The sequence below is a fragment of the Salegentibacter maritimus genome, assembly GCF_016236915.1.
In the GTDB taxonomy this organism is placed as follows: domain Bacteria; phylum Bacteroidota; class Bacteroidia; order Flavobacteriales; family Flavobacteriaceae; genus Salegentibacter; species Salegentibacter maritimus.
On the sequence record NZ_JAEHOK010000065.1, the window covers coordinates 1 to 371 of the forward strand.

Annotated in this window: 1 pseudogene; it reads left to right on the forward strand. The window is 43.1% G+C overall.

Annotated elements, in window-relative coordinates:
* Positions 1-260 (forward strand): annotated as a pseudogene (locus I6U49_RS16850) (diheme cytochrome c-553); the annotation flags it as partial.
* Positions 261-371 lie beyond the last annotated feature (111 nt).

Sequence of the window (371 nt, forward strand, 5' to 3'; positions counted from 1 at the left end):
CCTGGGGAGTTTCATATGCGGCAAACTTAACTCCACACGACACGGGTATGGGCACCTGGACGTTTCAACAGTTTAAAAGGGCTATGGTGGAAGGAAAATACAAAGGCCAGGAAAATGCCCGCATGTTATTGCCGCCCATGCCCTGGCAAAACTTTAAAGATATAAAGGATGAAGATTTAAAGGCCATGTACTTCTATTTTAAAAGCCTGCCACCGGTAGCAAATGTAGTCCCACCTGTAAAACCACTTAAAGACTTATAGCAGCCCCCGCATCCCGAAAAATTAGCTCAAAAAAAAAGACCTTTACATTGCTGTAAAGGTCTTTTAAAAAAAAGGCGGTGACATACTCTCCCACAAATAGCAGTACCATCT